General features: G+C 62.6%; 15 protein-coding genes and 1 pseudogene. 1 reads left to right on the top strand and 15 read right to left on the bottom strand.

Annotation, left to right across the window (positions count from 1 at the left end; all coding sequences use genetic code 11):
• Position 1 precedes the first annotated feature (1 nt).
• From PZL22_RS06720 to argH, 5 genes and pseudogenes are all read right to left on the bottom strand, one after another.
• The gene (locus PZL22_RS06720; RefSeq protein WP_284718336.1) at positions 2–1,393 is read right to left on the bottom strand and encodes an MmgE/PrpD family protein; all 1,392 of its coding nucleotides are present in this window, start codon (positions 1,391–1,393) and stop codon (positions 2–4) included.
• An 82-nt stretch (positions 1,394–1,475) separates the two neighbouring features.
• Positions 1,476–2,306 carry an ABC transporter substrate-binding protein gene (locus tag PZL22_RS06715; RefSeq protein ID WP_284718335.1) on the bottom strand — a complete coding sequence of 277 codons (831 nt, stop codon included), beginning with the start codon at positions 2,304–2,306 and terminating at the stop codon, positions 1,476–1,478.
• A 62-nt stretch (positions 2,307–2,368) separates the two neighbouring features.
• Positions 2,369–3,139 carry an amino acid ABC transporter ATP-binding protein gene (locus tag PZL22_RS06710; RefSeq protein ID WP_284718334.1) on the bottom strand — a complete coding sequence of 257 codons (771 nt, stop codon included), beginning with the start codon at positions 3,137–3,139 and terminating at the stop codon, positions 2,369–2,371.
• An 8-nt stretch (positions 3,140–3,147) separates the two neighbouring features.
• Positions 3,148–4,019: pseudogene (locus PZL22_RS06705) on the bottom strand (amino acid ABC transporter permease).
• A complete protein-coding gene (gene argH, locus PZL22_RS06700; protein WP_284718333.1) occupies positions 4,016–5,482 on the bottom strand; it encodes an argininosuccinate lyase in 1,467 nt (488 codons plus the stop codon). Before argH ends, PZL22_RS06705 begins: the two are co-directional and overlap by 4 nt.
• A 193-nt stretch (positions 5,483–5,675) precedes the next feature.
• Here argH and PZL22_RS06695 point away from each other — a divergent pair, with 193 nt between their 5' ends.
• Positions 5,676–6,578: a LysR substrate-binding domain-containing protein gene (locus PZL22_RS06695; RefSeq protein WP_284718332.1), complete on the top strand. Its 903-nt coding sequence runs from the start codon at positions 5,676–5,678 to the stop codon at positions 6,576–6,578.
• A gap of 24 nt (positions 6,579–6,602) precedes the next feature.
• Here the strand turns inward: PZL22_RS06695 and PZL22_RS06690 are convergent, their stop codons facing one another.
• From PZL22_RS06690 to PZL22_RS06645, 10 genes are all read right to left on the bottom strand, one after another.
• Positions 6,603–7,079: a GNAT family N-acetyltransferase gene (locus PZL22_RS06690; protein ID WP_284718331.1), complete on the bottom strand. Its 477-nt coding sequence runs from the start codon at positions 7,077–7,079 to the stop codon at positions 6,603–6,605.
• A 4-nt stretch (positions 7,080–7,083) separates the two neighbouring features.
• The gene (locus PZL22_RS06685; RefSeq protein WP_284718330.1) at positions 7,084–8,094 is read right to left on the bottom strand and encodes a glycoside hydrolase family 25 protein; all 1,011 of its coding nucleotides are present in this window, start codon (positions 8,092–8,094) and stop codon (positions 7,084–7,086) included.
• 310 nt (positions 8,095–8,404) lie between these two features.
• On the bottom strand, positions 8,405–9,541 hold the full coding sequence (locus PZL22_RS06680; protein ID WP_284718329.1) for an ABC transporter substrate-binding protein: 1,137 nt from the start codon (positions 9,539–9,541) through the stop codon (positions 8,405–8,407).
• Positions 9,538–10,698 (bottom strand): CaiB/BaiF CoA transferase family protein, encoded by a 1,161-nt coding sequence (locus PZL22_RS06675; protein ID WP_028005750.1) that lies wholly within the window; start codon positions 10,696–10,698, stop codon positions 9,538–9,540. Before PZL22_RS06675 ends, PZL22_RS06680 begins: the two co-directional genes overlap by 4 nt.
• 645 nt (positions 10,699–11,343) lie before the next feature.
• Complete coding sequence (gene traA, locus PZL22_RS06670) at positions 11,344–15,963, bottom strand: Ti-type conjugative transfer relaxase TraA (RefSeq protein ID WP_284718328.1); 4,620 nt, start codon at positions 15,961–15,963, stop codon at positions 11,344–11,346.
• A gap of 985 nt (positions 15,964–16,948) precedes the next feature.
• Positions 16,949–19,252, bottom strand: a complete 2,304-nt coding sequence (locus PZL22_RS06665; RefSeq protein ID WP_284718501.1) for an AGE family epimerase/isomerase — start codon at positions 19,250–19,252, stop codon at positions 16,949–16,951.
• A gap of 31 nt (positions 19,253–19,283) precedes the next feature.
• Positions 19,284–20,831 carry a phosphomannomutase/phosphoglucomutase gene (locus PZL22_RS06660; protein WP_284718327.1) on the bottom strand — a complete coding sequence of 516 codons (1,548 nt, stop codon included), beginning with the start codon at positions 20,829–20,831 and terminating at the stop codon, positions 19,284–19,286.
• Between the two features lie 36 nt (positions 20,832–20,867).
• Positions 20,868–21,671 (bottom strand): response regulator transcription factor, encoded by an 804-nt coding sequence (locus PZL22_RS06655; protein WP_284718326.1) that lies wholly within the window; start codon positions 21,669–21,671, stop codon positions 20,868–20,870.
• A gap of 310 nt (positions 21,672–21,981) precedes the next feature.
• Entirely contained in the window at positions 21,982–22,713 is a 732-nt protein-coding gene (locus tag PZL22_RS06650; protein WP_284718325.1) for a Crp/Fnr family transcriptional regulator, read from the bottom strand.
• 411 nt (positions 22,714–23,124) lie between these two features.
• Positions 23,125–24,333, bottom strand: a complete 1,209-nt coding sequence (locus PZL22_RS06645; RefSeq protein ID WP_284718324.1) for a glycosyltransferase family 4 protein — start codon at positions 24,331–24,333, stop codon at positions 23,125–23,127.
• Positions 24,334–24,770 lie beyond the last annotated feature (437 nt).

Here is a 24,770-nt window from a genome sequence, read left to right as displayed (position 1 = left end):
CTCAGCAAAAGACGGAACGCCTGTTGCCGTCGCCGGCAAGCAGGGGCTCCAGAGCGCGGCAATCCTCGAGGTGTTCGAGCTCGGCGATCGTCCGCCAGAGCCGGTCCGCCTGCTCCGTTTCGATGCTCATCGCGGCGAGCTCTTCGAACTTGGCGCGGATGGCGGCGGGGCGCATCGGCCTTTCGGCGGAGCCGGTCGCGCGGGGCACCATTCGCGACAGGCGGACGCCGTCCTTGAAGAGAAGCGTGACGACCGGCTCATCCAGCGGCTGCATCCTATCGTCTACCGTCAGCAGCATGCGGTCCATGACGGCCCGCAGACGGGGATCGGCACGCCGGTCGGCGGCATAGGCCTGAAGCCCGGCCGTCAGCAACACGCAGCGTGCCGCAAGCGCATAGGGCAGGCTCATCTGCGTGGGCGCCATGGCGCCGCTCTCCCGGGCGCCGCACATGCCCTTCAGCATGGCGCTCAACCGCAACTCGATCCTGTCGATCTCAGCTGCATCGCGGCCCGATTCGGAAAGCAGGTCGTCCAGCGCATCGATCGCCGAATGGGCGCCCCGGCAGGAGGCGTAAGGCTTGAGGACCGCGCGTCTCACCTTCCAGTCTTCGCCGAGTCCCTCGCGTAGCTTCTGCGGCTCGCAGGCGTCCTTGTTGAACGCCCGGAAAAAGCCGCCCCAGACGTCATCGAAGACCTTGGAGGGGCCGGCAAGGCCCTCCCCTGCAAACCGCGCCGCCAGCAAGCCACCTTCGGCCGCGCGGCCGGCATGGATCTTCTTCGCCTGCGACCCGTCGTGGATGAAGGCCCAGAGGCCGGACGAGAAGCTGGTGGCGAGCGTGATCGCATCACGCGTGGCAAGATCGTCGAAACCGTTAAGCCTGGCAACGGCCGCCGCAGCGGCAAGCGTGCCGCAGGTGCCGGTGGAATGCCAGCCGAGCCCGTTGTGACTGTCGTATCCGCCCGCCGCTTCGAGGACGCGCCGGCCGGTCTCGTAGCCCGCAGCCACGCTGGCGATGAGCTCCCTGCCCGTCACGGGCTGCTTCGCTTCGGCAATCGCGGCCAGGACGGCGGGAATGACGACGGCGCCCGAATGGTCGCAGCCGCCGGAATCGTCGAGTTCGAAAGCATGAGCCGCAACCCCGTTTATGAGCGCGGCCTCTCGCGCTGCTGCGCGATCGCCGGTGCCCCAGATCAGCGCGCTACCGGGCGCGCCGGCGGCCTGGCGGGCGATGCGGGCTTCCGCCGAGCGCGCGCCCGCCAGGGCCGAGCCGATCGTGTCGGCGATGTGGACTTTCGTCTTTTCGACGACATCGGCGGGAAGCGCTTCGAACCGAAGGGCTGAAAGAAAGGATGCCAGCCTGTCGACCGGCGCGTCGGCAGCAACGCGGGGCATGGAACTGCTCATGGTTTGTCGAGAATCGGTCGCGTCGCCGCGCTGCGGCCCGGCCTATTCGGCGGGGCCGCAGCGCGGCGAATTACTTCACCGCTTCGCCATTGACGTAAATGCCATCAAGCAAGGTGCCCTCGAGGCCGTACTTGGCGAAAATCGCCTTGTATTCGCCTGATTCCATCAGGGCCTTCAGCGCTGCGGCATAGGCGTCGCGCAGTTCCGTGTCCTTCTTGGCGAAACCGATGCCCTGATAGACCACGGTGAAGGGCTCGCCCACGACGGCGTAGGTGTCTTTCTCGAGATCCATCAGATAGGGCAGCGTTTCGGAACCCTGGACGGCGGCGTCGAGCCGGCCCTGCTTCAGCTGGGCGCGGGCATCGGCGGAGCCTTCCGTGCCGACGACCTTGACGGCCGGCAGCCCCTTGGCTTCGCAATTGGCAGTACTCCATTTCGCCGTCTCGTCCGGGAAGGAGGTGCGGCGGCTCATGCCGACGGTCTTGCCGCAGAAATCGGTGAGCGTCTTGAACTCGTCCTTGCGCGCAAAGGACGTGTAGAACTGCGCGCCGGATTTCATGTAATCGATGAAATCGAGCGTATCGCGGCGCTTGGGAAGATCGCTCATGCCGCTATGGATAAGGTCGACGCGGCCTGTCTGAAGCGACGAGATCATCTGTTCGAAGCCGATATTCGACCATTCGACCGTGGTGCCGAGCTCCTTGGCAAGCGCAACGCCGAGATCGATGTCGACACCCCTGAGTTCGTTGGTCGCCGGATCGACATATTCCATCGGCGGATAGTTCGGCTGGTTGGCGACGACGACCTTACCGGCCGACTTGACCCGCTCGGGCAGGCCGGCGGCATTGGCGGAGGTTGCGGCGAGGCATGCGACCGTGAGCGCTGCGATGTGCTTGTTCATGTGGTTCCCCATTTTGTCCTGGTTCGAGCCGGCGGCCTCGTCTGCCGCCGTTCTCCTGTTCCTCAGCTGTGAACGGCTTTGATGAACTCCGCCGTTCGGGCACTTTTCGGGGTGCTGAGAACCTCCGATGCCAAGCCTGTTTCGACCACCTTGCCGGTCTCCATGAAGGTGACGGTATTCGCCACATTGCGGGCGAAGCCGAGCTCATGGGTGACGACGATCATCGTCATGCCGGAAGCGGCAAGGTCCCGCATCACGTCGAGCACTTCCGACACCAGTTCCGGGTCGAGCGCCGATGTGGGTTCGTCGAAGAGAATGAGATCCGGCCGCATGCCCATGGCGCGGGCGACCGCGACGCGCTGCTGTTGACCCCCGGAAAGCTCCGAAGGGTAATGGTTCGCCTTGTCTGCGAGCCCCACCCGCTCCAGCAATGCCGCTGCCCTGTCGCGCGCTTCCTTCACCGGCTCGCCGAGCACCTGCACCGGGCCCTCGATGATGTTTTCCAGCGCGGTCTTGTGCGGGAACAGGTTTAAACGCTGGAAGACCATGCCGATCCGCCGCCGCTGGCGCGAGATCTCCGCATCGCTGATCTCGTGGAGATTGTTGCCGTCGCGGCGGTAGCCGATCAGTTCGTCCTTGACCCAGATCGCTCCGCCGTCCATGCGCTCCAGAAGATTGATGCAGCGCAGAAGCGTGCTCTTGCCCGAGCCGGAGGGGCCGATGATGCAGCTCACCTCTCCGCGGGCGACCTCCAGGCTGACCTTGTCGAGAGCGCGGAACGTGCCGTAGTTCTTCGTGACGTCGATAGCCTTGACGAGAATATCCTGGTTCATGACCGACCTCACATGGACGAGCGGATCGATTTCGAACCGCGGCCGAAATAACGCTCGATATAGTGCTGCCCGATCGAGAGCACGGAGACGACGAGCAGGTACCAGAAGCTCGCGACCAACAGCAGCTCGAGTACGCGGGTGTTGGCGAAATAGATGATCTGCGCGTTGTGGAGTATCTCGGAATACTGGATGACGCTGGCGAGCGACGTCAGCTTCACCATGCCGATCACCTCGTTGCCGACCGGCGGCACCATGACGCGCATCGCCTGCGGCAGGACGATCCGGCGCAGCATCTTCATCTGCGTCATGCCGATCGTGCGCGCAGCCTCGTACTGGCCGCTGTCGACAGACAGAAGCCCGCTTCGCACCACCTCCGAAGTATAGGCACCCTGCGATATGCCGAGCCCGAGGACGGCCGCGACGAAGGGCGTCATGACGTCGACCGTCCTGAACTCGAACAGTCCCGGAATGCCGAGCGTCGGGAAGATGAGCGCCAGGTTGAACCACAGCATCAACTGCAGCAGCGCCGGGGCGCCGCGAAAGACCCAGATATAGCCGATGGCGATCGACGACAGCACCGGATTGCCTGAAATCCGCATGATGGCGATGACGACGCCGAGGACGATGCCGAGCCCCATGGCGGCAACGGTCATCAGCAGGGTGTTGTAGAGGCCGGCGAGGATGGCGGGTGCGAAGAGAAATCGCGGACATAGCTCCATTCGATCTGCCCGACGCTGAAGGCCCGCACCAGGCCTGCAAACAGCAGGAGCACTACGCCCGCCGCGATCATTCGTCCGATATGGCGCTTCGGCACCAGTTTCAGGTGGGCGATCTCGTATTTGGAATCCGAAGGCTGAGTTGCGAGGCTTGCCACATTCATCGGCGTCGCGCCTCCTCTGCGCCGTCCTTCGCTCCCGCAAAGGCCCCGCCGCCGATCGGGCCGCCGGCGAAGGCGCAGCATTCGGCAAGCGCCGTTTCGAAGCGGGCGATCTGCTCGCGAACCTTCTCCGGCGCCGTTGCACCGTAGCCGTTTCTGCTCGCAAGCGCCTTTTCGAGCACGAGTGCCGCGAGCATCTCCGGGTGAAGCCGCGGATCGATTCCCGGCAGGTCCTCCGCCGTCAGGCCGGCAAGATCGTGTCCGCGCTCTTCACAAAAGCGCACCACTGCGCCGGTAATCTCGTGCGCTTCCGCGAAGGGCACGTCCCGGCCGACCAGCCAGTCGGCCACTTCGGTCGCGAGCGTGAAGCCCTTCGGCGCCTCCTCGCGCAGCTTCTCCACGTCGAATTCCAACGTCCCCACCATACCGGCAAAGGCGGGCAGGACCAGTTCGAGAACGTCGATCGTCTCGAACAGGCTGCGCTTGTCCTCGGCTAGATCGCGATTATAGGCGAGCGGCATCGCCTTCATGGTCGCGAGGAAGCCGGCGATGTTGCCGATCAGCGTGCCCGACATGCCGCGCGTCAGCTCGGCGACGTCGGGGTTCTTCTTCTGCGGCATGATCGAGGAGCCGGTGGAATAGGAATCATGCAGCCGCACCCAACTGAACTGCTTAGTGCTCCAGAGGCAGATCTCCTCCGCAAGCCGCGAGAGATCCACCGCCACCAGCGAGCATATGAAGAGGAATTCGGCGACGTGATCGCGCGCGGCGACGGCGTCGATCGAGTTCTCGCAAGCGGCCGAATAGCCGAGATCGATGGCGGAGAGGTCGGGACGGCGCGCAATGCCGGATCCGGCGAGCGCGGCCGCACCCAGAGGCGAGCGATCGAAGCGGCGGTCCCAATCGGCAAAGCGCTGCAGGTCGCGCAGCAGCGACTGCGCGTGCGCCATCAGGTGATGGCCGAGCACGACCGGCTGGGCCGGCTGAAGATGGGTAAAGCCGGGCATCACGGTCTCCGTATGCCGGGATGCCTGCTCGGTCAGGGCTTCTTCGATGGCGATCACGCCTTGGGAGAGCTTCCGCGCCATGCGCCGCAGATAGAGGCGCGTATTGTTTGCCGTCTGGTCGTTGCGCGACCGCCCGGCGCGAAGCTTGCCGCCAAGCGTGCCGAGGCGCGCCATCAACAGCCGTTCGAGAAAGGTATGCAGATCCTCGTCAGCCGCAATCGGCTCCTCGCGGCCGGCACCGACATCGGCTTCGATGCCTTCCAGGGCCGCGCGTATCGCGGAGAATTCACCCTCGTCCAGGACCCCGGCCCGCTTCAACTCGGAAGCATGGGCGCGCGAACCTGCAATATCTTCCTTGTAAAGCCGAAAGTAAGATCGCGGCGCGCGGGACAGGTTTGCAAGCGCTTCGGACGGTCCGGACTTGAATCGTCCACCCCAAAGCTGAGTGGGCTCGGTCATCTTCGTTCCCTTTATTTGTTCGTTATTTCGGAGAAGCTCCCACGGGTCACATGCCACGGCAAGCGAAGTTATTTCAACAAGCTATGACAAAAACGACTAGCCTTGCTCCGGGCACTTATTTAGGGTCTGCGCAAGGAACGGGGCGGAGCCGAAGCGCGATCTCGCATCGGCAGAACCTGACGGAGGAATTTTCATGGCTTCTGGACGGCGGCGCTTGCCTTCGACGACCGCGCTTCAGGTGCTGCTTGCTGTGGCCGAAAGGGGATCGACGAGCGCTGCCGCCGAAAGCACGGCGCTGTCGCAAAGCGCCGTCAGCAAGCAATTGCTGGCGCTCGAAGACCTGATCGGCAGTCCCGTTTTCGCCCGAACGCCGCGCGGAATGATCCCGACGGAGGTCGGTTCGATCTATATCGAACAGGCGCGCACCGCATTGAAGGCGATGGAGGACGCCGCCCTTCGCGTCGCCCGCCTGAAGCCGGGCCCGCGGGTGCTGAGATTGCAGGTGCCGCCCATTTTCGGGGACCGGTGGCTGCTGCCGCGCTTCCTTCGTTTTACCGAGCAGCACCCGGAGATCGAGGTGCAGTTCACGACGTTCGTTTCTCCTACCCAGTCCCAGACGCCCGATGCGATATTCCGCTTCCTGAGCGAACCGCTGGCCGAAGAGGAGACCAACTATCTCTTCGGGCGCGAGGTTCTTGTCGTCAGCGCCCCTTCCTACTGGGAGAAGAACGGCACTCCGGAGACGGTCGAGGATCTCGCCGACGGCATCATGCTGGAGCACCCGCAGACGCCGCTGCACTGGAATTATTTCGCGAGGGGTCAAGGCAAGGACGATCTCGCGGTGCGACACACCACGCGCTTCGGCTATTACACGATGGTGATCCGGGCGGCACTTGCCGGACAGGGAATGGCCTTGATCCCGCGCGGTCTTATTCTCGACGACCTTGCGGCGGGAAAGCTCGTCAATCCGAACGGCTTTGGATATCGAAGCGGCTACGGCTACTGGTTCGCAAAACCGCGAGACATTGCGCCGAGTGCTTCCATGCGGACCTTCGAAGCATGGCTGATGGCGGAAGCGGAAGGCATGGGCGACTGAGGCCCCGGGCCGTGGCGCGCCGGCTCAGCCCGCCAGCCGTGCGAGCGCGTCTCCGTCGAGCCGGAAGAAGAGCTTGTCCGGTTTGCGTGCACCGCCCAGCTCTTCATAGAAAGAGAGGAGCCGCGTGTTTTCCGCCTCCACCGTCCAATCGATGCGCGCGAGCCCGCGCTCCCTCGCCAGGCTGGCGAGCCTCTGCATCAAAGCCCGGCCGAGGCCACGGCCGCGCTGCGACCCGCCGACGTAGAGTTCCTTCAGAAAGATGCCCGGCTTTAAGCCCGGCCCGGGGTAAATCGCGGAGAAGGCGGCAAAACCAAGCATCGAACGACGCTCCTCTGCGACAAGGATCTCCGCGCCCGGCGGCATGGCTTCGAGCCCCGCGATGATCTCGGCACGCGGCGGACAGGCCACGCGGTAATGCGTCTGCATTTCCTCCATGAGGTTTGCAAGTGCGGGGAAGGCCGCGTCATTTGCCTGCAGTAGACGGATGGGCGTCAACTTCATTCCCTCAGCTCGAGCGCGCCGCCACCCAGTTGTGCCAGTCTTCCTCGCTGCCGTTGAAAACGTTGAGGTCGATCCGCCCGTCGACGCCGTGGGACAGGCCCGAGCCTGAATATTGCCAGAAGACCCATTTGCGTCCGGGATAGACCTTGGACGGGTGCGCCGCGACCGAGCGCAGCCAGAAGGGATGATTGGGGAACGCGCCCTGCAGATTGTCGCGGTAGAAATCCGGTGCGGTATAGATGATCGGGCGCTGCCCGTAGTGGCGCTCCAGCTTGTCCATAAAGACCTGCATCTTTTCCCGCACCCGCTCGGGCGACGGGCGCCGCTTGCAGCTCGACTCGCCGTTCCACTCGACATCGATGACGGGTGGAAGCGCGCTCGGATCCCGGGGGACGTTGCGGATGAACCAGTCCGCCTGCTCGCCGGCCGTGCGGCACCAGTAGAAGAAGTGGTAGGCGCCGCGTTTCAGCCCGGCCTCGTCGGCCCGGCGCCAGTTCTTCTTGAACATGGGATCGAGATGATCGCCGCCGTCGGTCGCCTTGATATAGGCGAAGTTGGCGCCTTGCGTGCGCAGCTTGGCCCAGTTGATGTCGCCCTGCCAGCGCGAAACGTCGACACCGTGAACGGCGAGCTTGCGCGGCGACCGGGTACCGAAATTGATCGGATGAGCATCGCGGAAGCTGTGGCTGTATACGCGCGAGCGGCCGCGTGGCTCGCGCGCGGGATTTTCCGGAGCGAGCATCGCAATGGGGCGCTCGGCCGGAACCGGCATGCCCACCGCCCTTTCCGCCGGCATGAAGGCCTGCGGCTGCGGAACGGTTCCCGCCCAGGCAAGCGCCTCCGGCTGAGGCGCCGCTTGCGCGGCGGCCGCACTGATCGCCGCTGAAGGAACCGGGCTTGCCGGACGGACAACGGAGCTCGTCGTCTCCCGCGACGGCCGGCTTCCCCCGAAGCCGCAGCTCGATAGAACCAGGCACGTTATGATGATCGCTGAGACAGCCGAAAAAGGACGCATGAGGACCCGCACGCAATACAACAGCCGACGGCAACCGCGCCGCCAGGACCCACTGACGAGACTTGCTAACGGGAAATTACCAAGAAAGATTGAATCCAATCTTTACGCGAACAGAGTTGCGAGGCGGCTTTGAGATTTTACCGTCAAGATTGCCCCTCACCCTAACCCTTTTCCCGTGAAACGACGTAAAACGGGGAGAGGGGACGAGCAGGACACACGCGCTCGATCGAAATAATGCACGGGAGGCCGCCGCGAGTCCCTTCGCCCCGCCCGCGGCGAGAAGGTGCCGGCAGGCGGATGAGGGGCGATTTCACCCGCAGCGAAAACTCGCATGAAACAGCCGGTTGAGCTCTTCAACCACGAGCCTCGGCCTCTCCCTGCCTCGCAGCCCTTCGTTCAGGCGGTCCGAGCCCGCCTGCTGGAACGTCATGTAGCCGTCGTGGCGTGGCCGGAGCCATGCGCCCTCGAGCGTCGCCCGAGTCGCGCGGTAGAAATCGTGGGCCGCCGCATTGACCTTATCGTCCTGCCAAGCATCCCCATGGCCGGGCTGGCCGCCGGATGCCGCATAGACGCCGCGCTGCACGCCGCCGCTCGCCACCCAATAGGCGAAATCGATCGCCTCCCCCGGCGCCTGCGAAAAGGCCGAGACGGCTATGCCCGTCCCACCGAGCGCCGAGCCGACGGGCCCGGCGGCGTCCACGGTCGGGAAATCGCCGAAGCGGACGAGCGCCGGGCGAAAGCCGGCAATGGAGTAGCTGACATAGCCGTAGATAAGCGGCGCGCAGGCGACAGGCGAGGCCTCGACAGCCATGGCCTCGAGCACCGCGATCGGATCCATACCGAAGCATGCGGGGTCGATCAGTGCCGAGATTTCCTGCAGCAGCTCGACCGCCGTGGCGGCCGTTTCGGCGTCGACGAGATCCCCCTTCCCGGCGCTGCGGCAAGGCCGACCGAGATTCCCACAGAGCGTGTAAAAGCTCATCAGCGAATGCGGAGGCCGGAGCGGCAAGAGGACGACGCCGCGACGCGCGAGCGCGAGCATCTCCCGCCATGTCTGAGGGCGATCCGTCCGATCTGGCCGCCAGGCCTGCACCTGGGTCGCGGCGTCGATTGGAAAGGCCCATTGGCGTTCATTCCACGCGTAGCTCCAATAGGACGGGCCGACGCTTGCCGCCGAGAGGGCCTGCCGCTCCGCCTCGCGACCCTGCACGTCCAGGGGAAGCAGGCAATTCTCGCCGGTGATCTGCCCCACATGCGGATGGTCGATGACGATCAGGTCGTAGTTCCTTGCCAGGGTCTCGACCGGGAAGGCCTCGAAATCCTGCAGCGACCGCTTCTCCCACCGGATCTCGACGCCCGTCTTTTCCTGCCAGGATTGCGAGCAGGCCACCATCGGGTCATAGCCGCGCGGGTGGTTCCAGGTCATTCCCTTGAGGACAACGCTCATAGGCCGAACTCCTTCCTGATCGAGCGTCCATGCTCGCCGATCCGCGGTGCGGCGCGCTCGACGCGCGGGCGGCGGCCATTGATCCTCAGCGGCGAGCGGGTGGTGGTGATCGACACGTCGTCTTCCCGCACCACCGTCTGCAGCATGTCGAGCACCTGGAAACCATCGCTCTCCAGGAGTTCGTTCCAGTCGAGCACGCGCGCGCACCAGATGTCGGCCGGCTCCAGCACCGCCAGCCATTCGTCCACGCTGCGCAGCGCGATGCGCGCGGCAATCAGCGCCTTGATGCGGTCGCGCTCGGTGAACCACGAGGACGGGTCGTCGCGATAGGGGGCGAGTTCGTCGACCTCAAGCAGGTCCGCAAGCTTCGGGATCGGCGTCATGGCGATCGCGAGATAGCCGTCGCTCGCCGCATAGACGCCGTAGGGTGCGGCGAGATAGGCATGGGCGCTCCGGAACGCCGACCGCTTCGGCAGGCGGCCTCCGTCGTTGAGATGCGTGGTCAATACCTCGAACTGGAAATCGACAAGCGCCTCCAGAAGGCTCGTTTCGACGAGGCTTCCCTTGCCGGATATGCCGCGCCGCACCAGAGCCGCGAGAATCCCTTGAGCGGCGGCGGCGCCGGCCAGCATGTCGCCGATGGCGAGCCCGAAGGGAACCGGCCCCTGCCCTTCGTCGCCGTTCAGCCACATGACGCCCGAGCGCGACTGCGCCAGGAGATCCTGGCCGGGGCGCTTCACCCAGGGCCCCTCCTCGCCATAACCGCTGATTGAGGCATAGACAATGCGCGGATTGATGGCCCTGACCGCCTCGTAGTCCAGCCCCAGCCTTTCGATGACGCCCGGCCGGAAGTTTTGGATCATAACGTCGGCCTGCGCGAGAAGCCGCTTCAGCGCAGCGAGATCGGCCTCGTTCTTGAGGTCTATCGCAAGGCTTTCCTTGGCGCGGTTGATCGCATGGAAAATCGTCGAGTCGCCGCCGATCTCTGTGTCGCTCAGGTAAAGCCGGCGGGAAAGATCGCCGCCATCCGGCCGCTCGATCTTGATGACCCGCGCGCCGAGATCCATCAGCCGCAGCGAACAATAGGGGCCGGAGAGAAACTGGCTCATATCGACGACGACCAGGCCGGAAAGCGGCAGTTCGGATTCTGTTGTCATGCGTATCTACTCTTCCCTCATGCAGCGGCAACCGGATGTGGACGCCATCCACTTGGACCAAACGATCATCTTCTTATTTGAATACTTAATTCACATATAGGTAGATTTGACAAGTCAACAACGCGGTGCACCCGCAACATAGCCGCGGGAAATACAGGTGACTGTCGTCGGCCGGGGACGGCGGGCTGTATCGCGTGAGCGGGGCAGGAGAAGCCGGCTGGCTTACCCAGAGGCATGCGCAGATGGAGACTCGCGCCAAGGCGATGCAGGACCGGACAGCGCTCCTGAAAGGCGCACCTATCGCGATAATGTGCTTAAGCTGATTGCCTGCTAGCTGGGCTCGCCAGCAGCCCAGGCGAAGGCCTGCGAAGCGCTTTCCTGCACACCGGAGTGCGCCTATCGCAATGATGTCCGAGGAAGCACGCGAAACAATGCCACAAGCGACAACGTGCGCGATCATATCGTCGTGCCGGACGCCGAATGGATCAGCACAAACGCGTCACTGCTGCTTCAGCGCTGGAACGAGTGGATTCGTTGAAGACCAGAACTATTTGCGCGGGCAAGAGCTCCTATTCGCCGCCGCCCTCCGCCATCTGCGTAGCGGCGGCGAGCGGAAAGAGACTGCAATCATGTCTCCTTCCTCGTCTACATCCTGATTCCCCTCGACTGATTAATCGCGCGCTGGCGCCGCTCGGAGACGATCTTCTCGCTGCTTTGCACGCGAACGGTCTGCTGCAAGACCTGGAGCCGATCCCGCATCGCCTCGAAGGCGCGCCGCTGGGCCGGCGAGACGCGATTGATGACGTCCGTCTCGCCGCGCAAGATGGCGTTGCGGCCGAAGCGTTCATCGAGCGCGCGGCTGACCTTGGCGAACTCTCGGGCGACGGCGGGAGCAAGCGCGCCAGCGACCACGGCGAGACTGCTGTCCTTGTTCTTGATCTGCGCCGCCAGCCGACGCAGCGCGTCGTCGGCGGCGGGCGACAAGCCGGGAATGGCAACCGCCATCCGGCGGCGCTCTTCGGTGATACTTCTAGTTTCGGCATCGAGAGCACTGGCATAGGACGCGCCGAGGGAACGGATACGGCTTGCCGCTTCCGGCAAGGCCTGCAGCGCGTCCCTCCTTTCCCGGCCGGCGGCAAGCAACTTGTCCATGATGCGGTCGGAACCGCGCAGCGCACCATAGGCGGCGGGATCATTGCTAACGGCCGCCGCAATCCGCTCACCGGCAAAGCCCTTGACGATCAGATCCTCGATCTTGCCGATCGCGTCTGCTGGGTCTCGCCAGATGCGCTTGGCGGTTTCGGCGATCGCCACGCGGTGATGGCGATAATGCGCCGCCGAGAGCGCCCGTGTTCGCGCTTCCTCGTCCACCGGCGTTTTGAACTCGGTGACGGCGGCAAGCATCGGCAGCACGGCAAAAGTTTCCTTCCCCAACTCGACACTGGCGCCGGCGACGATCTTCGACCGATCCTGTCTCTCGGCAAGGTGCTGTTCTTCGGCGAAGCGCCTGATGACGGCGAACAGGCGCGTCAGCTTTTCGCGACGCTCGGGGGCAAGATCCTCCGGCATGCGTTCGGCGATGTTGCGCTCGGCAATCACATCCGCCTTCGCGGTGAAGGCACTCCAGCCGAAGCGTGCGGTCAGCGCCTCGTTGACGCCCTTGACCTCCTGGACCAGCAAGCGGTCCTCGACGGCAAAGGCAAAGGCAGTCCTGAAGGCGTCGTCTCCCCCTTGCTTGCGGACCGCCTCGATCTCGACCAAGCGCGCCATCGCCGTTTTCGAGAGCGCCGGAACCGACAATGACATATGCGCGCGCCGCTGCTGCTCGCGGATACCGAAGCGCTCGGCGTTTCTGCGGAACTCGGTCGCATGAGCGCGTGCCAGAGGCAGCAATTCCGACAACGCGACTGTCGCCGCGGTGCGCTCGTCGCGCGCGGCGCGGCCGTCGACCACGAGCTCGGATCCGCGCAGGCGGCCAAGCCGGTCGGGTGCTTTGCCGAGATCGTCGGCAAGCTTGCGCGGTTCGATGGCGGCGTCCGATGCCAGCGCATTCAGCGCCGACAGCGCGCCATCAGGATCGCGATAGATTTTCGCGAGCACCGGATGCAGGATCGCCTCCCGCTCCTTCCACCGCTCCGAGGAGAGCTGCGCAAGACGTGCATCCTCCGCGACGCTGCGGGAGAATGTCGTGGTCGGCGGGATCAGATGTTTTCCACTCAACGGAATTCCGGTCGAGAGGGTTTCGGTCCGTTCCTCATTGTAGGAGACACGCCGTTCCCGCTCGATCGCAAAGCCGAGCGCAACGCTCGCCCGCTCCCAGAGCTTGGCCACCAGCTCCCGCTTCTCGGCAATCCCGGCCCAGCGCCGCAAAACCTCCTCTTCCACTCCGGCCGCGACCAGCGAGAGATGATAAAGCCCGCGCCGTCTGGCAAAGTCGCGGGCCTGCGCCTGATAACCGGCCTCATCCTCAAAATCGAGCGTCGTTGTCTTGGCGCCCGAGCGCGACAGGCGCTCGACCAGCGCAGCGAACAGTTGCGGCCGATGGCTTTCCCGCTCGATCCGCTCCCGGCGGGCCGCGGCGGTTTCCAGCTGGCTTGCGCTCCAGACATTGCGATCGACCTGCCGTTCCTCGAAGCGCTTCTCACCGGTTTGCTCATCGACAATCGGAACCTGGACCTTGACCCGCTCGACGCCGTCTTTGCGCAACGTGATCGTGTCGCCTTCCGCGACGCCAGCATCCTTAAGCGCCTTCGGCAGGCTCACGCCCCAGAGCCGATGGACGGTGCCGTCGTCGGTCCTGATGTCGGCATAGGGGCTCTCGTCCGCATCCTCATCATTGGGCCGGAACTTGGCCATCCCTTCTTTCACCAGTTCGCCGGTGACGCCGGCGGCATGGTCGACACGCGGCTTACGACCCCATTCGGGCTTCGCCTCGAAGTCCTCTTTCGCCGCGTAAAGATCGGCGCGGTCGCGATGGCGGGTCATCGCCACATAGGTCAGATGCTGGTCCATCATGCCGGTGGCGAGCACGAAGGTGCGGTCGACGGTCGACCCTTGCGATTTATGAATGGTCGCGGCATAGCCGTGATCGACATTGCGATAGCTGTCCTGGCTGATGACGACGTCGCGGCCACTGTCGAGGCGCACCGACAGCAGCGTATCGCCGCGTCTGTCGCCGGTCGAAACGACCGTGCCGAGCATGCCGTTCTTCACGTATTGCGGTCCAAGCCGCCGTGCCCGCGGCTCAACGAAGCGGGCGTTTTCCAGGAAGATGATCCGGTCGCCGGCGGCGAACTCACGAAGCCCACGCGCCGTCTGGAATTCCCGCGCCCCTGCAAGCGCGCCCTCGCCGATCATGACGTTGCGCAGGGCCTCGTTGAGCTTCCGGACATCATCGTTGGTGTGGGCGAGAACCAGCAGCTCGTCGCCGCGAAGGCGGCCCGGATGTTCGCCGTCGGCGGATTTCTGAAGCAAGTCACGGCGGGCATTGGCCCAATCGGCAACGATGCGGTCAACGATCTCGGCGCGGGTTTCGGTCTCGACAATGCGGCCCTGCTGCGCATAGGCATCGAGACCCTCTTCGATCTTGCCGCGGGCAAAGAGACGCGAGGCATCGCGCGCCCACGCATCACGCTGGCGGCGCACGCCGGCAAGTTCGGCAAAGCCGATCCGTTCGCTGATCGCCCGGAACGCCGCACCCGCCTCGATCGGCTGCAGCTGCATGGCGTCGCCGACCAGCACGGCTTTCGCGCCGGCGTCTTCCACCGCTTTCAGGATCCGCGCCATCTGCTGCGACGACACCATGCCGGCCTCGTCGATCACCAGCACATCGCCACGCTGGAGTGTCTCGCGTCCGCTTTCCCAGGCCAGTTCCCAGGAAGCCAGCGTGCGCGATCTGATGCCGGAACTGTCCTCCAGCCCCTCGGCCGCCTTGCCGGCCAGTGCCGCGCCGATGACCCGCCGGCCGTCGCCTTCCCAGGCGAGGCGGGCCGCCGCCAGCAACGTCGACTTGCCGGCGCCGGCAAGACCGACGACGGCTGCGATGGCATTGTCACGCGTAACATGATGGACCGCATCGACCTGCTCGGGATCGAGCCGGAAGGGCTTTTCGGTATCAGCCGTTTCGATGCTTCGAACGGCTGCGGCGACCCGCGCGTTGGAGACGCCGAAGCCCTTGCGCTTTGACAGCACCTCAGCCGACCGCGCCATGTCATATTCGATGCGCAGCATCTCCCGCGTGGTGAACACCGCCGGCTGCTTCGCCTTGCCGGTCTCGGCATCGACCTGCTGCGGCTTCAGCAGCACCAGATCGTCGGACGCCATCAGCCGCGCCCGGATATTGGCAAAATCGACGGGATCGTCGACATAGCGGTGCAGCGCCCTGGCGATATCCCTCTCGTCGAAGGTGGAGCGTTCGTTGCCAAGCTGCTTCAAGAGAAGCTCAGGCTCGGCCAGCAGCCGGTCGGCCATTTCCTGCCGGCGGGCGAGATCGGCCGGCGCAAAATACATCGCGATGCCCTTGCGGGCGAGCGCCGCCTTCTCCGGCCCAAGATGTTTCTGTGCGATGCCGTCGAGGCCCTGCTCGGCATAGGAGCGGCCATCGAGGCGGATCTCATGGCCGGCAAGCGCCAGATGCCGGTTGGCGGTTTCCGCCCAGGCGATCTTCCAGGCCTTGATCGTTTCCTTGTCGCCGGCCCAGAGCTTGTAGACGATCTTGCCGGTCGGCCTGTCCGGCGTGATGACACGCAGCGGCTCGCCGTCCTCGCCGGTCACCGCGACCTTCTTCGGCCCGAACCCCTCCTCGGTCAGCGGACGCAGCGCGGTCATCAGATGGATGTGCGGATTGCCGTCCTTGTCGTGATAGACCCAGTCGGCGACCATGCCTTTCGACGTCAAATTGTCCCGGACGAACTCACGCACCAGCGCAATGTTCTCCGCCCGCGTCAGCTCTTCCGGCAAAGCGATGATCAGCTCGCGCGCCAGCTGCGCGTCCGCCCGCGTCTCGAACGCCTCAACCGCATTCCAGAGCGCCTCGCTCGCCTTGGCGACCGATTGCCCGTCGATCGCCGCCTTCAGCCAGGCGGGGATATCGTCCGGCAGCGCCAGCGCCTCATGCACCAGTTCAGAGGCGCCGCCGCGATAGCTGAACGAGGTTCCGGCCTGCTCGTCTATCATCCGGGTGCGATGGCGATAGGCGGCGGCCGAGACGATGCTGCGTCCCGCTCCCCTGCCGATCACCTGCGCTCTGACGAACATGATCGCCACTGATGTCTCCAGACCTGTCCAGGTACGTCGCGCCAGCGACGTATATTGCGCCCTCAAACCGATCGGCCTGCCAGGGCCGATACAGCTTCTCGGTTGCAGGCTAGCCTATTTAACTATCTCTTTCTAGATAGTATAATCCGCGTCGTGGAGTACATAGCCGGAATGACGGACATTGCATTTGCCCGTGACGGTAGTGTGGCAAAGATCATTGGCGACTCGCTCCACGTGCCTTTCGGGACTCCTTCCGATCAGCCGGACCATGCCACGCGTGCTGTTGCCTGCTCGCTCGAGCTTGACGCATTCGCATGCTCCTTCCGTGAGCACTGTCAAAGAAAGACGAATCTCACGGCCACACGCGCATTGGAGCCCACGTCGGAACCGCCGGCGTTGGCAATTTCGGAGGAGAAAGTTTTTCGACTACAGCGCCTACAGCGATACCATCAACGTCGCCGCACGCCTGGTCGCGAAACGCTCGCTACGCCCAATTACGTACTGCGTTCGCTTGCGACCGTCACAATCAATGCGCAGATTAGAAGTCACCCTCGTGCCGTTGACCACGGATGTACTGAGCTGCATGAGGTGCCGGCTGTTGTCCGCCTCCTATCCATCATCAGGTTGAATTGCATTGGTGCTTCTCTGCATCTGGCCCACCAGAAACGGCGTGGCATCGCCGAACTTCTCGTGCTTGGATTCGGACTGGCACGGCCCGGTGTCGGATTAGAAGCCCGGCCGTCGCCCCACGATTACACACGGCACAACTTCTGTGACCAGCGCACCGGTTACGAAGAACCATTTTGGCCCGCAGTGATAAGCAACCGCATCAACAAGCCATATGAGCGAAAGCTCACATAATACTCCTTGTGATGTGGAGACCATCTTCCCCGGGGAGCCGACAAAATCTTGTCCGTCACTAGCAAGAGCTCAACAGAGCCTCCACTCGTTGAACGCGTGCAGCGTACCTAGTCGGTACCGCTTCGTCGTTTCATCACACGGTTTCCCTATTGAGCGCCGCTAAAGGCTCTGCGGCATTAATGCTTTGAGGAAATGAAGGCGATCGATAGACAGCTTCTTCCGTCTTATCGAGATACTGCATGAGGGCAGTCACGAGGTGATAGAATATGGAAGCTGGCACTTCAGTCGCAACGGCGCTGCCCTTCTCGTCGACGCGATCGATCCACATGCCGAGCGGCGCCGGGTCGATATGCCAACGGAACAGGCGGCCGACACGCGCCTCGATCTCCGGCTTGAGATCCGGCCCACCCGTGCCTTCAAGCGCGAGCGCGGCTTTGACCGCCTCGGCCTGCGGCCAACTGCGCGAGATGAGGTCAAGAGGGAGGGCGGCGCGGGACACCGCGCCGTAAGCCAGTCCTGTGGACCGATTGAGCCCAGTTGCTATCGCGGAAGCGTAGAGCTTGCGGGCAAAAGCGATCAGATCCGTCTGCCTACTTTTTGCGGCAAACTCGACGAGAAGCGAGGCCCATTCGAAATGATGGCCAGGCTCGGTCCACTGGCCCTTTTGACCGACGGCCGGATTCCAGGCCTCGTCGAAATATTCGCCGAGCGTCCAGCTTTCAGTATCGAAGAAATGGCTGCGGAACAGATCGATGATGCGGGCAGCCCGGCGCAGGTAACCCCGCTCGCCCGTTGCTGCGTACCACGCGAGGAAGGCCTCGAGAAGATGCATATGAGGGTTGCTCCGGCGCAGCTCGGTACCGTCTGATGTCTCCAGGAAACCGGTTAGCCTGTCATCCTCCAGGTGCTCGTCGAGAAAGGCGAAGGTCTCCTGGCCGAGCCGCAGAGCGTCTGGATTGCCGGCTTGGTATGCGTGAGCGAGCATCAACAGGACACAGGCATGATCGTAGGCATCCTCACACGCATCGGCGATCGTGCCGTCTTCCTGAAGTACTCGCGCCCAACCGCCGCGTTGAGTTCGGCCTTTCTCCATGAATGCAATGCCATGGGCAATCAGCCCGTCGGCATCGCCGTCCCAGCCGCGTAGCTTTGCCACGGAAAAGGCGTAGACCTGACGGGCCATGGTGCGCATACGCTTGGGCTTCATCAGCGGCGCAGCCTCAAAGCTCAGGGCTTCGTGGAAGCCGCCATGGCGCTCGTCGACACCCGCCGTAGACCACAGCGGCAGCGTTTCCTCGAACAACCAGTGAGCGACCCGCTCACGCCAGGCACCCGGCTGCAGCACGCGAGCGTGAGCCGGGGTGAACTTCGTCTCCAAACGCCCGCTCTTCTCTAGTTGTTCGACGATGCGCTTGACCTCCTGGCTCTTAGCGACTGGCGCCACGAAGGTGGCGTCAGCCGTGGACACGATCGCGACGTCTCGGAGACCGATGACCGAGAGCAGCCGACCCTGGCTGCGCAGGTAGGAGCGCTCGCAATCGATTGCGACGACGTCGCCGAGCACCACATTGCCGTTCCCGTCGGTAGGGCTGATATCGAGCAGCGACTGCCAGGAGCCGAGGTCGCTCCAATAGAAGTTCGCCGGCACCATCGCGATGCCGCTCGCATGCTCCATGATCGCATAGTCGATCGAGGCAGAGGGGATTGTCGAATATTGCTCGATTGGAAGGTAGGTGCCCGACACCTCGGTCGCCGCCGCCGCGAAGGCGCACTCTGTCTTTTGCCAGATCGCGGCCTGATGCTCGCGGAAAGCCGCGCGCATAGCGCCGGCGCGGAACAGAAAAATTCCGGCGTTCCAGAAAAAGGTTCCGGAGGCGACATAGGCTTTCGCCATCTCCAGTCCAGGCTTCTCAACAAAGCGGGCGACATCACGAACATTGCCCTTCCCAACCGACTCTATGTAGCCGTACCCAGTTTCCGGCGAGTCCGGCGGGATGCCGAAGACAACAAGTCTGCCGGCTTCGGCCGCCGGTACGCCCTTTTCCACTGTATTCCAGAACTGCTCCTCGGTCGAAATCTCGTGGTCGGAGGGCACAACTAGGACCAGTCCGTCGCCATGGGTGGCAATCGTCTCGAGTGCAGCCACCGCGACCGCGGCAGCCGTATTGCGGCCAACCGGCTCGAAGATCGCGTGACCACCCGCCAAATCGATGCCGGCCAGGTCGGCACGCACCCGCTCAGAATGGCGCTCCGACGCGATCACGTGGACTGGCGTGTCCCCAGCCGGTCGGGCCTTCAGCCGCCGCACGGTGTTGACCAGCATTGAGCCGTGGCCAGCAAGGTCATGGAATTGCTTCGGATTGTCCTCGCGTGAGAGTGGCCAAAGCCGCGAGCCGACACCGCCGCTCATCACGAAGCAGGAAATCCGTTCCGGCATAACTTCGCCCTCTTCCCTTGCTCGCTTCCGGCTAGATGGTCTGGTTGTAGGCGCCGACCTCCGGATTTTCCCTGAGTACGCAGTCGACCGCCTCGAACATGGCGCGCTGGCGTGCTTCCGAGACCGGGCTTTCGACCACGACGACAAGCTCCGGCTTGTTGGAGGATGCCCGCACCAGTCCCCAGGTGCCGTCCTCGTTCACCACGCGCACGCCGTTGACGGTGACGAGATCGGCAATCATCTGTCCTGCGACAGGAACTCCGTCCCGCTGCATCGCCCGGAACCGGTCCACCACCCGTTCAGCCACGGCATACTTCACTTCATCGGCGCAATGTGGCGACATGGTTGGTGAGCTCCAGGTCATCGGCAGTGCCCGGTAGATCTCGGCGATGCTTCTGTTCGGACTGCGGTCGAGCATCTCACAGATCGAGATCGCGGTGATCAACCCATCGTCATACCCGCGCCCGAGAGGCGCATTGAAGAAGAAGTGCCCCGACTTCTCGAAGCCCGCAATGGCACCCAATTCAGCGACCCTTCGTTTGATATAGGAATGGCCGGTCTTCCAGTAGTCGGTGCGCGCACCGTTCGCCTTCAGCACCGGATCGCTCGCGAAAAGCCCTGTCGATTTGACGTCGACCACGAAAACCGAACCAGGATTCGAAGCGGAAATATCCCGTGCCAACATCACACCGATCTTGTCGGCGAAGATCTCGCTGCCCTCGTTGTCGACCACCCCGCAGCGATCGCCATCGCCGTCGAAGCCCAGCCCGACATCGGCGCCGCTCTCCAAGACCTTGTCCCGGATGGCATGGAGCATCTTCAGGTCCTCGGGATTGGGATTATAGCGGGGGAAGGAATGGTCCAGATCGCAGTCGAGCGGGATCACCTCGCAGCCGATCCGCTGCAGCACATCAGGCGCAAAAGCGCCGGCTGTTCCGTTGCCGCAGGCGGCAACGACCTTCAGCTTCCGGCCAATGCGCCTGCCGCGGGTCAGATCGTCGATATAGCGCCGACGGAAGTCAGGAACGAACTCATAGGCTCCGCCGCCGGTCAGGTCGAAGTCAGCTTCCAGTACGATCCTTCTCAACTCCGCCATCTCTTGCGGCCCGAAGGTCAGCGGCCGGGCCATGCCCATCTTGACGCCGGTCCACCCGTTCTCGTTGTGCGAGGCCGTCACCATCGCGACCGACGGGACATCGAGTGCGAACTGCGCGAAATAGGCCATCGGAGACAATGCCAGGCCGACGTCCCTGACCCGGGCGCCTGCGGCCATCAGCCCGCAAACCAATGCCAGCTTGATGCCAAGCGAGTAGGAACGGAAGTCGTGCCCGGTCACGATCTCCGGACCGGCGCCCGAGCGCTGGATGAATGTGCCGAGCCCCATGCCCAGTGCCTGAGCGCCCATCAGGTTAAGTTCCGGCGCCTTCCCGCAATCGGAGCGCCCGAACCACCACCGCGCATCGTATTCCCGAAACCCCGTCGCCCGTATCAGCGGGCTCGTCTCATAGGTAAATTTGTCGGGTCCGGATTCTTGGGCCGGCCCATTTGCCGACGCCGATTCAAAACGAGCAAAATTCATCTGCACCGCCTCGCGCACCGCCAATTGTTGGAACCATTAACAGGATCGTGGTTGCGGCAGCCCCGGCTTGTCCCCTGCTCCACCCTCGACGACGAACATATCGCTGAGTTTGTAAGCAACCTCAGTCCGGTTCGTAGCCTTCAGCTTTTTCATGATGTTCCGGATGTGGACCTTTACGGTGCTCTCACGCAGATTGAGCTCGTAGGCAATGATCTTGTTCGCCTTGCCGCGCCTGAGCGCATGGATGACTTCTTCCTGGCGCTGCGTGAACATCCCCGCCATAGGCCGTGGCACTTCCCCGCCAGCGACCATGTCCATTCGCGTGGTCAAGACGCTGCTGGCGGGGACGAATATGCCGCCGGCTCGCGCCAGATTGACGGCTTGCACACAGACGTCAAAGCCGATCGAGGATGGTATATAGCCCCTGACTCCGCACTCAAGTGCCCTGAGGATTTGAGGCAGTTCATCCCGGTCGGATAGGAGCACGACGGGGGTCGGATCAAATTCCCTTACCAGATCCGAGATTTCGGCCGCATTGCTGGTATCGACAGCCTTTCTACCACCGATATTCAACAGGATTGCCGCGATGGGCGGATGAAGTTCTTTGTCCTTCCGCCATTCATCAATTGAACCATAGGCTAAGACTTGCATGCCCATACCATGCAGCACGAGACACTGGGACAGGCATTCCCTATCGAGCGTGCGGTTGTCCAGCAGGAGCAGAGCCGGGCCCGCTGCCGTGTTGTTATGCGTTTCACTCGTTGCCTTGCCAGGACGGGATGAGCTCAGCCTATGGACTTCGAGCGCGGCATTTTCGTGAATTCGAGTCAATGAATGCATGGTACACCCCCACCACAACATTAGTCGGGCGTAATAAATGAGGAGGTGGCGCTGAACGGTTCACGTCACCCGCTACATAAAAATGTCATTTTTTGAAACGGCGCCGGTAGAGCGCCAATCCCCAATAGAAAACGAGAATAAGCCTTAAACCGTCATCATTCATTAACATAAGTTAATATGCGCTATTATTTGGTTTATAGAGGAGAAATATAATATATTGTGCAATTATAGGTTACTTTACAGATTTGCAAGTCGCTCCCACTATACCCATTCTGGGTTAGCCCAAACATCTTGATCTCGCATTCGCATTTCATGTCTCACCGGGCAAACGGAGGTAACCTGGGTCGAAGTCTGCGAAGTGCTCTAGGCCTTTTTTGTTCAGCAAATGAACGGAACCCTGTCGGAAATCCAGGTAGCCCCTCTGTCTCAATTCGCGCAGCATCCGGTTGACATGGATCGCGGTTACCCCGAGTGCGGCCGCAAGATCATATTGGGTTAGGGGGCATTCAAACTCATGGGTTTTTGCAGCATCCGCCTTCTGCAGGCGCGTACCCAGCTCAAGGAGAAAATGAGCGGTACGGACCAGGGCACTTCTTCTGCCAAGATTGGTCAAGTGCTGAGAAAGAATTGCTTTTTCGCGGGCGATCGCCCCGAGTAGGCCAACGGCAAGGCTCGTGGAATGGGCGAGGCCTGACGAGATCGCCTTGGCGGGCGCCTCAAATAGCATGAGCTCGGTCTGGGCCGTGAATGATTCCAAACCTTCGCCCTCGAAGGCTCGAGAGGCTACAACCTCTCCTTTCAGGGGGAAATCAAGGATCTGCCGCTCGCCATTTATCAGATTTGTGGAAACGCAGCCCCAACCGGAATGGACGACGAAGATGCGATCCTCCTCGTCTCCCTGTCGGGTAATCACGGCATGCGCGGGGTAACGCTTAGGAATGAAGCCCAGGGATCCGAAGTGGGATTTATCGCTTTCGTCGAGCGCAACCCGGAGTATCGAGGTTTCCAGAACCCGAGCAAACGCTTCAGACGCAACTGTCATTTGCGGGGGACCCCCTTTCTTTACACTTGCATAATATACGGAGTGTGCCACAACGTAAGATTGCTAATCCGAGCTAATGCGAAATCGGTACGCGCTCCCCCCTTTTGTGAGGTCTTGTCTCGCATAGTGAGTTGTAACCGAGCGTCGACGCAATCTCACGTTTTTGCGAAGTACTCAGTTGGGTCCCTGCTTGCTCGCTAAAACCCTGCGTCGCTGCGGAAGGTGAAGCCGCCGTGTTTGGGCCCGAAGTCTGAGGCGATTGCGCTCAATCGTGGCTGCCTGACTGCCGAATGGTCGACGCGGATGAAGTCCAATGATGAGGAATCCACAAAAGGGAGATTGGGCGTCATGGAGCCTGGTGAAGGCAGCGCGTCATGCAGACGGTGCGGCGGGTTCGCGCGCAGGATGTGATTAGCATGAGCCGATGTCCGCGATCAGGAGCAGATACGCCTCAGCAATTCGGCGCCATGAATAAGTCGCAGCCCTTGCTCTGCCCTTTTCTGCCAAGTAGCGGCGTAGACTGTCGTCGTTGCAAAGCCGGCGGACGGCCGAAATCCATGATCCGGCATCTGCCGGGCCAGCGTAGAGGGCAGCATCCCCACACACCTCTGGAAGACAGGGGGCAGTCGAAGCAATCAGGGGGCAACCAAGTGCCATGGCTTCAACGGCTGGCAAACCAAACCCTTCGATGCGGGATGGAAAAAGGAAGCACAATGCATGCGAAAGTGCTTTGGCGAGGTCGTCGTCACTGATGCGGCCCAGCAGGCGGAGATTCGATGGCTGCTGCGGGACCAATCGTTTCAGCAAAGCGGCACCAACATCTCCAGCCATACAAAGATCCAGCCCCAGCCGATCCAAGGTTGGGGCAAGTTTCAACAGAAGTTCCACATTCTTGTACTTTTGGCTCTGGCCAAGGCAGAAGACAAAAGGCCGCTGCCCCAGATCGATTGACGACCGCGCCGCATCCCAGCGCGCTACATGATCACTTCCATTGTAGGTAACAGTAATCTTCTCGAAAGGAGCCACGCCAAAGCCGGCGATGTGATCGCGTGAGAAACTCGATACTGTAGTGATCGCCGACGCTCTGCGGCCCAATGTTGGAAGTATCAATCTGTGCGCCAAGCGAAATCCTCGCCCGTAGCTTTGCGGCATCAATCTGGTGTGTAGATCGTGAATGCATACGATTTGCCGCCGTACAGCTACCGGTGCGAGATTGCAGAAGCTCAGCAAGCCGCCCCTTACATAGAATGGCAATTGCGCCTGCACCCAGAACTGCGGCAGCCGAGGTCGACTGTATTCGGGCACCACACGCAGCGGGATCGACTCCAAGGGGAGGTCTCCAGGCGGTTCGCAAGGGGCCACAATCGAAAACTGGAGCCCACGGGTCATCGGATGACGTTCCGTTATTAACGCGTCGAGCGCCAAAGTCACTTCTCGCGCATAGCGGGCCACACCAGTCGGCCGCAAAGCGAGAAAGTCCCCGTTGATGGTCCAGTCATGGCTCCGATTCCGAATAGGAGCCGCGAGGGCCGGTACCCCCTCGTCGCCTCCATGCCGCGGCGCCGATTTCGCACGAGTATTCTGCTGGTCAACCGGGCGAGCGCCCCCGATATCGGTCATGCTTGCTACTCCACCGGACGACATTCACCGAACACGCAATGGAGCATCCAATGACAATTTGGGCGCCGGCCGTTCAACTTCCCATCAATCGCTCGAGCCCTTTTATCGTCTACGTGGAAGCGTTATGCCGTCGGCTTGTGTCCTTAAACCTAACCTCTTGGAAAATACCTCCACATGCGCGCCTTCGAAACGAATCCATTGGAGGTAAAGGTGGCATGCCCGGCGGCCATCTTCCTGCGACCTACACCGAGTCTAACGCCAATGAGTAAGCGCGCTATCCAAAGGGTGGTGACGTGGTGAGCCTTTCGCCGGAACGAGGGTTGCCTGGCCGCGTCAAGGACAAACCAGCGAGCGCCGGTCCTTACTCCAAGGACTGACGGCGGCTGGGAAGAAAATGCGGATGGTTTGGGGTAGGCTCGGACGCGGTGTAACGCACG

The sequence above is a fragment of the Ensifer meliloti genome (assembly GCF_030064585.1).
GTDB classification, from domain to species: domain Bacteria; phylum Pseudomonadota; class Alphaproteobacteria; order Rhizobiales; family Rhizobiaceae; genus Sinorhizobium; species Sinorhizobium meliloti.
The sequence above is the reverse complement of the archived record's forward strand: the minus strand, read 5'-3'. Positions and strand labels throughout refer to the sequence as shown.